General features: G+C 44.8%; 9 protein-coding genes. 6 read left to right on the forward strand and 3 right to left on the reverse strand.

The features are described from left to right. Positions 1-52 precede the first annotated feature (52 nt). From IJJ71_RS02390 to IJJ71_RS02415, 6 genes are all read left to right on the forward strand, one after another. Positions 53-478 carry an RrF2 family transcriptional regulator gene (locus IJJ71_RS02390; RefSeq protein ID WP_296845111.1) on the forward strand — a complete coding sequence of 142 codons (426 nt, stop codon included), beginning with the start codon at positions 53-55 and terminating at the stop codon, positions 476-478. Positions 479-763: 285 nt separating this feature from the next. Next, complete coding sequence (locus IJJ71_RS02395; RefSeq protein WP_296845112.1) at positions 764-1,930, forward strand: trans-sulfuration enzyme family protein; 1,167 nt, start codon at positions 764-766, stop codon at positions 1,928-1,930. Positions 1,931-2,137: 207 nt separating this feature from the next. Then, the gene (locus IJJ71_RS02400; protein ID WP_296845114.1) at positions 2,138-3,868 is read left to right on the forward strand and encodes a bifunctional metallophosphatase/5'-nucleotidase; all 1,731 of its coding nucleotides are present in this window, start codon (positions 2,138-2,140) and stop codon (positions 3,866-3,868) included. Positions 3,869-4,274: 406 nt separating this feature from the next. Further along, on the forward strand, positions 4,275-5,444 hold the full coding sequence (locus IJJ71_RS02405; protein ID WP_296845115.1) for a MalY/PatB family protein: 1,170 nt from the start codon (positions 4,275-4,277) through the stop codon (positions 5,442-5,444). Positions 5,445-5,604: 160 nt separating this feature from the next. After that, a complete protein-coding gene (locus IJJ71_RS02410) occupies positions 5,605-7,035 on the forward strand; it encodes a lanthionine synthetase LanC family protein (protein ID WP_296845116.1) in 1,431 nt (476 codons plus the stop codon). A gap of 218 nt (positions 7,036-7,253) precedes the next feature. Continuing rightward, entirely contained in the window at positions 7,254-8,234 is a 981-nt protein-coding gene (locus IJJ71_RS02415; protein WP_296845117.1) for a PLP-dependent cysteine synthase family protein, read from the forward strand. Positions 8,235-8,322: 88 nt separating this feature from the next. On the opposite strand, the gene argB is transcribed toward IJJ71_RS02415, so the two are convergent. From argB to IJJ71_RS02430, 3 genes are all read right to left on the reverse strand, one after another. Beyond that, positions 8,323-9,231, reverse strand: a complete 909-nt coding sequence (gene argB, locus IJJ71_RS02420; RefSeq protein WP_296845119.1) for an acetylglutamate kinase — start codon at positions 9,229-9,231, stop codon at positions 8,323-8,325. 168 nt (positions 9,232-9,399) lie between these two features. Further along, the gene (gene argJ, locus IJJ71_RS02425; protein WP_296845121.1) at positions 9,400-10,677 is read right to left on the reverse strand and encodes a bifunctional glutamate N-acetyltransferase/amino-acid acetyltransferase ArgJ; all 1,278 of its coding nucleotides are present in this window, start codon (positions 10,675-10,677) and stop codon (positions 9,400-9,402) included. Positions 10,678-10,767: 90 nt separating this feature from the next. Next, positions 10,768-12,099, reverse strand: a complete 1,332-nt coding sequence (locus IJJ71_RS02430) for an RNA-binding domain-containing protein (RefSeq protein WP_296845123.1) — start codon at positions 12,097-12,099, stop codon at positions 10,768-10,770. Positions 12,100-12,385: the final 286 nt, after the last annotated feature.

The raw sequence follows: 12,385 nt of genomic DNA on the forward strand, positions 1-12,385 counted from the left end.
AGAGATACAAAATTTTCCCTGCCTCTTACTAATTTTTGATAGGAAACGAAACATGTTAAAGATTTCAACTAAAGGACAGTACGCATTACTCATCATGACGGAACTTGCAGAGCAGAATCAGGAAAGCTACATTCCGCTCAAACTGCTTTCGCACAGGCACAATCTTTCTTCAAAATATCTGGAGCAAATTCTGATTCAGCTGAGCAAATCAGGACTTGTAACAGGACTGCGTGGAAATAACGGCGGGTACAAACTTGCCCGGCAGCCAGATACATACACCGTGGGAGAAATTCTGCGTGCTATGGAAGGGGATTTAAATCCACGGACGGTCTCGGAAGCGCCGACTGTCAGTTCGGTGGGTAACGATGATTTCTGGAACGAGTTCAACACGGTCATAAACGACTTCGTGGACTCAAACACACTGGAGCAAATAGCAGAAAAAAACCGTCAGTTCAACGGCTATGATTATTGTATTTGATGGCTTACACACAAAACAAGCTCCCGGCGGGAACCTGCCATCAAAGTCGCGGTGAACAAGTTCAAGCGACTTTGTGACAGAACCCCACCTACGCTTGTTTTGTGCATTTGCTCTCGTATATAAGCATCAGCGTTGAACTGAAGCGGTTTTATAAATAAAGATTTAGGGCGTTACCCGCCTTCGGCGGGTCGGGCTTTTCGGGGTTCCGTGCTTTCGCACTTCATTGCCTATCGGCAACGGCTTCGCCGCCCCTGCAATCCCTAACGCTCGGCTGGAGAAAAAAAAATGAATATTGATACGATTTGTGTCCGGGGGCGGATTGATTATGAGGCTTGTGACAGGACTGGGGCCATCGCGCTTCCCATTTATCAGTCAGCAACTTTTGCGCACCCGGCTTTGGGACAGTCCACAGGCTACGATTATTCGCGGCTTAAAAACCCGACCCGTGACTATCTTGAAAAACTTGTTGCCTCGCTTGACCATGCTGAGTTTGGCTTTGCCTACAACTGCGGGCTTGCGGCAATCACTGCCCTCTTCGATGCGATAATTCTGCACGAAAAGGAAGGTGAACGGCTTCATGTCGTCTGCTCAGATGATCTCTATGGCGGAACAGAGCGATTTTTGAACACAATCGGTAAAAAACTCGGCTTCGACACAACTTACACCGACACGACAGAGCTTGAAAATGTCAAAAAGGCTTCAAAACCGAACACAAAAATCATATTCATTGAAACGCCGGGCAATCCCCTGATGAAAATCACGGACATAAAAAAAACAGCGGAGTATGCCCATTCAATCGGTGCGATATTGATCGTGGACAACACATTTCTCACACCGTACTTACAGCAGCCGATTCTGCTGGGCGCGGATGTCGTAGTTCAGAGCGGTACAAAATTCCTGTGCGGGCACAATGACACGCTCGCAGGCTTTGTCACCACGAACGACAAAAATCTTGCCGAAAAACTCGAAATCATCACAAAGACAACAGGCTCAGCACTTCCGCCCTTTGACAGCTACATGATTGTGCGTGGAATCAAAACACTTTCTGTGAGGCTCGACCGCCAGTGCGAGAACGCTCTCAAAATTGTTGAGGCACTCAAGAAAAATCCTCGCGTAAAAGGCATTTTGTTTCCAGGACTTCCAGAAAGCAAGGGTTACGAAATATCAAAAACTCAGGCCAAAGGCTTTGGCAGCATGATTTCATTCTATGTTGACAGCCCGGAAACTGTGGAGCGGGTTCTGAAAAGCGTAAAAATCATTCACTTTGCGGAAAGCTTAGGCGGAATCGACACGCTGATTACCTATCCGGCCACACAAACCCATGTCGATGTTCCTGAAGAAGAGCGAAATAAACGTGGAATCACGAACACTCTTTTAAGGCTGAGCGTCGGTATCGAAAACGCAGATGACTTAATAGAAGATTTAAGCCAGGCGTTGCGGGCTGGCGTTTGAAGCCCGCACAGGGGGTAGCGGAAAACGCGAAGCGGTTGGAGCGAGGGGAAGCGGTTCAGGCATAGCCTTCACCGAGACTCGCCTAAAAACTCGTCTCACGAGTTTTTTCGCTTCCGCGAACGGCTCCCTGTCCCCCCTTCAAAACCATCTACTCAAACCTTATGAAAAACAGTATTATAAACCAATAAAAAATTTGGAGGAATTCAAATGAAAAAAAGATTTGGTTTAGCTTTATCATTGTTTTTCATTGCATTTGTTTCTGCATGGGGCAAGCCTCGTGGAGAAGTAACAATCCTTTACACAAATGATGTTCACACTTACATCGCAAACACTGTAAAGGACAAAGACGGTAACAAAGTACCAGGGCTTTCTTATGGCTCAGTCGTCGCACTCCGCGATGACCTCAAGGCACAGGGAAAACAGGTTGCCCTTGTTGATGCCGGAGACCATATTCAGGGAACTGCTTACGGCTCAATGGACAACGGCGCAAGCATCATCAAATTCATGAACGCCGCAAAATATGACATCGCAACAATCGGCAACCACGAATTTGATTACGGTGCAAAACGACTTTTTGAAATCATCAAGGAAGCAAAATATCCTTATGTAGCATGTAACTTCCTCAAAACAAAAAACAACAAGCCGGTTACAGAAGCATACAAAGTCCTCAAATTCGGCAAAACAAAGGTCGCATTTGTCGGAATCATGACTCCGGAGACTTACACAAAATCAACTCCTGCATATTTTATGGACGAAGCACGAACAAAATTCATCTATAAAATCGGCGGCGGCGAAGACGGAAAAGAACTTTACAGCATGGTTCAGAAGGCAATCGACGCAGCTTCAAAAAAAGCTGACTATGTTGTAGCACTCGGCCATCTCGGTGACGACAAAACATCATCTCCGTGGACAAGCGTTGAAGTAATCGAAAACACACACGGTCTCGATGCATTTATCGACGGTCACTCTCACTCAACAGTTCCAGAAAGACTCGTCAAAGACTCAACAGGAAAAGACGTCCTTCTTACACAGACAGGCTGCTATTTCGCCGCAATCGGAAAACTCACACTTTCTGACAACGACAAAAAAGCCGAGCTCATTACAAGCTATGACCGCTCAGACGAAACAGTTTCAGCACTCGTAAAGGCATGGGGCGAAAAAGTTGACGAAAAAATGAACGAAGAGATTGCAGTTTCTGACGTTCCACTTTACATCAACGACCCGGAAAATCCAAAAGCACGAATCGTCCGCAAACAGGAAACAAACTTGGGCGACCTCGTTGCAGATGCAGCTTACTACTACTTCAATGAAGTCGAGCAGCTCAAATGTGACATCGCAATCGCAAACGCAGGCGGAATCCGTTCAGACTTGCCGGCTGGTTCATACAGCTACAAATCTGCAAAAACAGTTCAGCCGTTCGGCAATGTAATGTGCATTGTTGAGCTTTCAGGTCAGGAAGTTCTCGAAGCACTTGAGTTTGGAGCACGAAAAGCAGGCGTAGGTGAAAACGGCGGATTGCTTCATGTTGCCGGAATCAAATACACAATCGACACTTCAATCCCGGACACAATCAAAACCTCAGCAGAAGGACTCTGGACTAGCGCACCAACAAAATACCGCGTAACAGACATCCAGATTTACAACAAAGAGACCGCAGCTTACGAGCCAATCGACCTCGCAAAAACTTACACAATGGCCGGATTGAACTACACATTGCGTAACATGGGCGATGGATTTGCAATGCTCGCAAACACAAAACTCGTAAAGGACTATGTTGGCGAAGACTATCTGATGACCTCAGCTTATGTAAAATCATTCGCAAAAGGTGAAGACGGAAAGCCACACATCTCAACAGCAAACAGCCCACTCTCTTCTTACAAAAATTACCTTCTTGATTACGAAAATCCAAACGGCGCAGGCCGAATCACAATCAAATAGGTCAAATGGCGAGTTTTAAGATTTAGCGGCTGTATCAAAAAACGGCTTCCAGTCGTGATAACGGCTTAGCGAAATCTAGGGAACGACGGCGTAGCCGGCAAAATGCTCCGGTGGAGCATTTTGAGTGAGTCTCCGAACAGCTATGCTGTGAAGGCCTGCTCGCCTGCTACACGCAGTTTGTGCTTGTAATTATATACATTTGCCGCTCACGCGGCAGCACAAACTGAGTGTTTTCGTAAGCCGTTTCACTCCTTCGCGTCGTTTTTTGCAATATCCAATAAGTTCTAAACTCGCTATTTAGCCAAAAATTTCACGGCTCCCTGCTTGCTAAAAATGAGAGGGTATATTAGAATAATATTACCTACCAACTTAATAGGTTTTAATCAAAAAATACAAGGAGCCTCAAATGATTTACGACTTCAACAAAATCACAGATCGAAAAAATACTAACGCAATAAAATATGACCTTGCCGTTGCCCGCGGAAAGCCCGCGGATGTTCTTTCACTTTGGGTTGCCGACATGGACTTTCCTACTGCCCCAGCAATTCTCGGAGCATTGCACGAAAAAGTAAACCACGGAATTTTCGGTTATTCAGTTCCCGGCGAAGATTTTTACGAAGCTGTCAAAAACTGGCAGAAAACTGAGCACAATTTCGACATTGCTCGGCACTGGGTTGTCACAACTCCGGGCGTTGTTTTTGCAATCTCATGTGCAATCAAGGCTTTTACCCGCGAAGGAGAAGCGGTCATTATTCAGACTCCTGTTTACTACCCTTTCAAAAATATGATTCTCGCGAACAACCGAAAGCTCGTAACTTCATCACTTTTTGAAAAAGACGGAAAATGGCAGATTGATTTTGAAGATTTTGAAAAGAAAATCGTCGAAAATGATGTCAAACTTTTCATTCTTTGCAGCCCGCACAATCCGGTCGGCCGAGTCTGGACACGCGAAGAGCTTACCCGCCTTTCAGAAATATGTCTTAAGCACAAAGTCATTGTTTTCGCCGATGAAATTCACAATGATTTTGTCTTCGAGCCGAACAAGCATACAGTATTCTCAACGATTTCAAAAGAAGCCGCAGAAAATTCAATCGTTTCAACTTCCGCAAGCAAGACTTTCAATTTAGCAGGACTTCAGTTTTCAATCAATTTTATTCAGAATCCCGCTCTCAAAAAGAAATTCCACGATGAACGCGACAAAACCGGCTACGACGAGCCAAGCCTGATGGGTTTTGTAGCAACTAAAGCGGCTTATGAGCATGGAAAAGAATGGCTTTCAGAACTTAAGCAACATCTTGTCGCTAATCTTAACTTTGTGAGAGATTTTGTTGCGAAAAATCTTCCTAAAGCACGACTTATCGAACCAGAGGGAACATATCTTTTGTGGCTGGATTTTTCGGCTTACGGCTATTCTGATTCGGAACTCGATGACATAATCGTAAACAAGGCAAAAGTCTGGCTCGACAGAGGCACAATGTTCGGAATCGAGGGCGAAGGCTACCAGAGAATCAATATCGCAACGCCACGCCCGATTCTACAGGAAGCGTTGGAAAGAATCGCGGCAAATATTCAATAAAAAAAACGGACTCCCAGTCGTGATAACGGCTTGGCTCCCTCTTTTTTAGGCTTTTCAACAATTTTTTTTAATTAATCTATTGACTTAGTAGGTGAATAGCTGTATATTTTAATTATTCCTAGTAACCTACTAGGTAACTACACCACAAAAAGGAGAAAACATGGCTGAAAATATACTTTTCAAGGAATATGATTCCGGCGATTACATAAACTTCGCGGAGCAGACAGCTTCTTGGATTAAAACAACCGGCTCGCTCGGAAAATACGGCAGACTCTGGAGCCAAAGCCCGGATTCAAAAGAAGATTTCACTGACTATCCGATGCTCACACCAAAGTCACTTTACGGTGGCTCGGCTGGAGTCGGTCTTTTCTATCTTCGCTTGTATCAGGCTACAAAAAAGGCCGAATATCTTGAAGAAGCAAAATCAGCTGCCAAAGAAATCATCGAAAGTGACGAAGGCTCGGCTTTTTACGAGCGCACATTGAACGCAAAGGCAAGCGGGGCCTCAAAACTCGTTCATGTAAAAAATATGCCAGGCTGGGCAGCAGGCTACTACAACGGCCCTACAGGAAGCGCATACCTTGTCCTTAAACTCTTTGAGCTTACAGGTGAAGAATTTTACAAAAACTATGTGATTAAAGTTGCAGACGACCTTCTTGTAGCAGCAAAAAAATCTGACGCTGGCATTTACTGGAGCGAGCAGAACGATTTGTGCGGCGATGCGGGATTTGTGACTTATCTTGCGGCGATTTACAAGCTCACTGGCGACAAAAAATATCTTGATTCAGCTGTAAGTTTCGGAAACTTTCTTTTGAGCAAAGGAAAGCCGGCCCCACGCGGGGGAACTTACTGGAATGTCGTTGACCTGACGATAATCGACTTCCCAAAAGATGTTTTCTGGGTAAACAACGCCCACGGAACAAGCGGCGTGGGCTGGATCTTTGCGATTCTCTACAACATCTCAAAGGATGAAAGATTTTTGAACGCGGCAAAAGAAGCGGCAAAATATATCGAAGGAATTGCGGTCGGTGACGAGGAAGCGGTTCTCGTGCCTTATCTCGACAGCCTTGAGCGAGGCCCTTCAACAGAGTTCTATTACCTGAGCACTTGCCACGGACCTGCAGGAACTTCGCTTTTGTTCCACCTGCTCTACAAGATTACTGGCGAAAAACATTATTTGGACTGGATTTTGAAGCTGAGCCGGGGAATCATCAAAGCGGGAGCACCAGAGATTTTCAGCCGCGGTTACTGGCAAAGTCAGGCTTTGTGCTGCGGAACTCCTGGCTTGCTCGAACATTTCGTTTCGGTTTACAAGCTCACAAAAAACCCAGAATTCCTGGAATATGCAAAGCGGGCGGCCAAAACTGTAGTCGGTCAGTCATTCGTTGCGGACGCTGACGGCGATATCTACCATCAGAAGGCATTGCGAAGGTGGAGCGGAGCCTGGTGGCGAACAATTCCAACTGATGTTCACTCTTACACAGGTCTTTACATCGGAACAGCAGGAAACGCATGGTCGCTTCTTTCACTTGCGGCAGCCGAAAAGAACGAAAATCTTATCGAGCTGATTGAATACAATTATTTTGAATAATAACTCACAGAGCAAAAGAGAGCACAGAGAGAATTTCATAATATGCAAACTCTCTGTGCCCTCCGTGGTCTCTGTGAGAAACAAAAAAAAGGAGGCATGATAAAAATTACATCCGTGTAATTTTTATCACGACCAAGTTTCTGCCGTTGGCAGAAACTTGCGAATCCGTTGCTTCCGTGCAACGCCGCTAACGCGGAGTTTTTAAAGGAGAAAATATTATGGCAAAAATTTACGATTCAATAACAGAACTTGTTGGGGACACACCGCTTGTCCGTCTTCACCGCTATGAAAAATCTGAGAACCTTGAGGCAAATATTCTCGGTAAGTTCGAGTATTTCAATCCTTCGGGCAGTGTCAAAGACCGTGCGGCACTCAACATCATCGAAGAAGCAGAAAAACGCGGCGACATTCATCCTGGAATGACTTTGATTGACTACACCAGCGGAAACACAGGAATTGGTGAGGCGACTTTTGCAAACGCAAAGGGATATAAATTCGTGGCCGTTATTCAGCCACTTGTTTCTCAGGAACGTTCACAGATTCTTAAGGCTTTGGGAGCAGAGCTTTTGCAAGTAACAGATGTTCCGGGCTTCCCAGAACTTTTGAAAAACGGCCTTACGATGACCGCCCTTGAAAAACTCTTCAAAGATTTTGCAGCGTCAAAAGGCTGGTACTACTTGAATCAGTGCGCGGACATCAACAATTCTCTGGCTCATGTAAAATCAACAGGACCTGAGATTTGGGAAGCGACAGGCGGAAAGGTCGATTATGTGGTTCAGCTCGTAGGAACAGGCGGCACGCTTTCAGGTCTTTCAAAATTCTTCCGTGAGAAAAATCCGAATGTAAAGATTATCGGAGCACAGCCTGCCGAGCAGTCAAAGAAAAACCCGAACTTTCCGGAGCGAAACACAATCGACGGCGTTCTGAACTTTGACGGCGTTCCACAGGAAAATTATCCGCCGCTTTTCACAAGCTTCGACACAAAATACGACGAATGTTTCAATGTAGTAGCCGAAGACGCTTATGAAACAGGCCGAAAACTCGTAAAACAGGAAGGCTTCTTCGTAGGTCAGTCAGCAGGAGCAGCCCTCTGGACAGCAACCCAGATTGCCCGCCGCCCAGAAGCAAAAGGCAAGAACATCGTAGTTATTCTCGCCGACAACGCATTCAAGTATCTTTCAACAAATATGTATAAATAAAAAAAAGGGGGAACGACACCTTTCACATAAAGGTTTCTTTCCCCCTTTCAATCCCCTTATCTTCCAAAGGTAATTCTAATCATCCGTCTTAGTAAATCATCGTGCCGATACCGCGGTCACTGAACATTTCGATGAGCAGCGAATGTGGAACTCGACCGTCAATGATGTGTGTTCGAGGAACACCGCCCTTTCTTGCCATTACACAGCACTCGATTTTTGGAATCATGCCGCCTGAGATTGTTCCGTCATCATAGAATTTCTGAACATCCTCAAGATGAATGCGCTGAATCAGCGACTTAGGATCATTTACATCACGGAGCACGCCAGCAACATTTGTGAGCTGAACGAATTTTTCGGCTCCAAGCGCAACTGCGATTTTTGCGGCAGCCGTGTCTGCGTTGATGTTGTAGCGGCTCATGTCGCCCTGCTCGCCCAAAGCAACTGTTGAAACGACAGGAATAAAGCCCTTGTCCAAAAGCGACTGAACAATTTCCGGGTGAACCTCAGTTACCTCACCGACAAAGCCCAAGTCAGCGCCGTCCTTGTCGATTTTTTTTGCGCGGAGCAAGCCTGAATCAACACCAGAAAGACCTACAGCCTTGCCGCCTTCCTGAAGGATAAGGCCAACGATGTCCTTGTTCAGTTTTCCAGTGAGAACCATCTGAACTATTTCCATTGTCTCAGCATCAGTGTAGCGAAGACCGTTGATAAATTTCGATTCCTTGCCGACACGCTCAAGCATGTGGTTGATTTCCGGGCCGCCACCGTGTACGAGCACGACTTTGATTCCAATAGTATTCAAAAGAACGATGTCTTTCATTACGGCAGCCTTAAGTTCTTCGTTGAGCATGGCATTTCCGCCGTATTTTACAACGACAGTTTTTCCAACCCAATGGCGGAAATAAGGCAAAGCCTGAACCAAAACATCCGACCAGTGCTCATTATCCAAGCGAGGGTCGATTTTCCCACGAATTTCGTTTTCTGTATTCTCTGACATAATTTTCTCCAATAATTAAAATTCCTCACAGAGCTAAGGAGTACACAGAGAGTCGTTTACAAAAACACATATTCAACATCAGTCATATTGCAAATGAACAAGACTAAAATCAAAAATTTTGTTTTACAGTAATTTACTCTGTGCTCTCTGTGGCCTCTGTGAGAAATCCTACGTTCTATAGTCTCCGTTGATTTTTACGTAGTCATAAGTGAGGTCACAGCCCCAGGCAGTTCCTTTTGCGTTTCCGTCTTCAAGTTCTACGAGAATATCAACTGCTTCTTCGGTCAAAATCTTCTTTGCCAGGTCCTCGTCAAAATTGAGCGGAACTCCGTGATCGAATACCTTAATAGAAGATTCTTTGCCACCGTTCTGATTTCCGTCCTCAAAGTAGCGTTTTGCACCTTCGCGGCTGAGGAATGAAACCGAAGTTTTCTCTGGTGTGAAGAAGAATCCTGAGTAGCCCATTGCGTCCAAAATTCGGCCCCAGTTTGCGTCCGCACCGAAGAAAGCAGCCTTTACAAGATTTGAGCAGATAACAGCCTTTGCCAATCCGCGAGCATTCTCTACAGTGTCAGCACCAACGACATTGCAAGTAACCAAGCGAGTAGCACCTTCGCCGTCAGCAGCAATTTTCTTTGCCATCTGAGTATTGAGCGCGTTCAAAGCCTCAACGAAAGCGTCAAAATCAGCTCCTTCGCTAGTGATTTCAGAGTTTCCGGCCATTCCGTTTGCAAGAATAAGAAGAGAGTCGTTTGTTGAAGTGTCTCCGTCGATTGAAACACAGTTGTAAGTTCCTGCCGCAGAAATTCTCAAAGCCTTTTCGAGCATTTCAGAAGAAATTGAAGCATCAGTTGTGATGAATCCGAGCATTGTTCCCAAATTGATGTGAATCATGCCGCTTCCTTTAGCCATTGTTCCCATGCGGACAGTTTTGCCGCCGATTTGAGTCTCAAGAGCGACTTCTTTGTAATGAGTGTCCGTTGTCATGATTGCGATTCGGGCTTCTTTGTGACCTTCTTTTGAAAGACCGTCTGCAAGTTTGTCCAAACCGTTCAAGATTTTATCAACCGGGAGCTGCTGACCGATTACACCTGTTGAAAGTACCAAAACATCGTCTGAATTGATGTTCATTTTTGCTGCAACCGCAACAGCCTCTTTGTTGGCGTTGTCGTAGCCCTCTTTGCCTGTGCAGGCATTTGCATTTCCAGAGTTAGCGATTACAGCCTGAGCCTTTCCGTTCGCAATATGGTCACGAGTCAATTTTACGCACTCAGCCTTTACGCGGTTCTGAGTGAACACGCCTGCCGCATTGCAGACCTTTTCGCTGAAAATAAGAGCCGTGTCGTTAGTCGTTCGGCTTGCCTTGATTTTGTTCAAGACTCCGTTTGCCGTGAATCCCTGTGCCGCCGTTACGCCGCCGTCAATGAAATTGCATGAAAATGCCATACGCACTCCTAAAATTGTATTTTTATGCAAAAATATTACATAAATATGCAATTATTATATGATAATACGCCTTTATATTCAAGAAGAAAACTAATGCCGAATAATGTACCGAACATTCTTTCCACTGCCAACTTTGTTGATTTTGCCTTCTTCGAGCATTTTTCGCAAAATAAGAACTGCGTTCGCTTGAGAAGTCGATAGCGAATCCTCAACATCTTTGCGCGATACAAATTGCTTTCGGGCAAAAAGTGAATCAATCTGCTGCTCACGAGTGAACGGTTCCCTTACAGCCATAAGCCGCTCTTCAAGATTGCGTTTATAAAGCTCCTGTTGACGCTCAAAATTTGCGTTTGGAAGAGTGACTTTGAATGCATGGCTCGACACTTCGATTTTGGGTTTTACGCTCTTGTCCGAATAGCTTTCGTTGATTTTGAGAATGCCAGTGCCGTAAGCCTCTATTAAATGCAGACGGTAAAATACATTCGCAAGCTTTGGATTTCGAGCAATTGAAACCCCAAGCATGATATCATCAAAAGAAACCTGTGGAACAAGCCCGCCAATCGAAACAAACTCGATTCGATCATCAAAAACGCTGATTAGGGCAGGACTCAGAACAGCGTAATCCCGATGCACGATAAGATTGAGCAAAGTTTCACGAATTGAATCGCCAGGATAACTTTTTGAATCCACCCGCTCCAAGCCATGAATTTCTGAGGCAGTTTGATTGCACAAATCCAGGAAAGCAAAAGCATCGTCTAGTTGTTTTAAAAGAGAACCGTTGAATTCACGCCGATTTTGAAAAATCGATTTGGTGCTGCCTTTGAAAACTGCGGCCTTGATAATATGAGGACATTGATCTGAAAGCAAAAGCCCCAGATTTGTAAACATGCCGTCGGAACCAATTAGGCCAAGAGACTTTTTTTGAACTTCACCGAATTCAACGGAACGAGAAGAAAATTGCGGCTCAGATTGTGAAAAAGTAAGCTCCTGATTGAGAGAACGCTCCTCTTCATAAACAAAATTGCTGGATTCATGAATCATCTGGAGAATTGCCGCCTCTGATGCAGGAACAGAAGAAGCACCCTGCCTAACAAAGACACTTTCCGGGCGAATTCCTTTGCCAGAAATATAGTACGGCCGTGAAGTTCCGCGAGAAACAGAGAGACGAACAACATCTTTACCATCGATAACAAGGCTTTCACATTTTGTAAAGAGCGAAACATCAGGGCGGATTGAATCACGCACGGCATTGGTGATTTTGAGCATAGTTTCATCAACATCTGAAACACCACAAACTGAGCCGTCGTCATTCATACCAAAAAGAATCTGCCCACCATCACCATTGGCAAACGCAATTACAGAATACTTGAAATTGTCGATATACTCACGCTTATATTCTATTTGAAGCCCTTCATGTTCCATACTCGCCTCCTTCTAACAATATGCTAATATTTTAATAATATTCTGATAAGTTCTAATAATTATTATAAGCAATTATTAGAATAAAGCAAGTATTAGTTGGAAAAATATTAGAGATTTTAAAGAACAAAAAGAATCGCCCACACTTAATTATTAAGTCAAATGTCGAGTTTTGAAATTTACAGGCTGTATCAAAAAACGGCTTCCAGTCGTGGAAACGGCTTAGCGAAACCGCAGGCTCGCCTGCTGCACGCAGTTTGTGCTTGTAATTATATACATTTGCCGCTTA

It is taken from the genome of Treponema sp. (assembly GCF_017430385.1).
In the GTDB taxonomy this organism is placed as follows: Bacteria; Spirochaetota; Spirochaetia; order Treponematales; family Treponemataceae; genus Treponema_D.